Annotated in this window: 1 protein-coding gene; it reads left to right on the forward strand. The window is 66.7% G+C overall.

Annotated features, from left to right (window positions below):
* A partial coding sequence (locus tag Q5762_RS39410; protein WP_315897133.1) for an enoyl-CoA hydratase-related protein occupies positions 1–243 on the forward strand: 243 nt, incomplete at both ends.

The raw sequence follows: 243 nt of genomic DNA on the forward strand, positions 1-243 counted from the left end.
TGGGGCCTCGCCGACGAGGTTGTGCCCGACGGCGAAGCCCTCGCTGCGGCGCGGCGCTGGGCCCAGAAGGTGGCGAAGCTTCCGCCCAATGCGGTGCGCATGTCCAAGCAGGGCGTCAACGCCGCCGCCAATGCGCTGCATGCCGCCACGACGTTCATGGACCTCGATCAGTACGCACTCGCCACCACCAGCGAAGACTATCGCGAGGCGATCAAGGCATTCCTCGAAAAGCGCGAACCGAAG

Source organism: Streptomyces sp. P9(2023), from assembly GCF_032436795.1.
Lineage (GTDB): Bacteria > Actinomycetota > Actinomycetes > Streptomycetales > Streptomycetaceae > Streptomyces.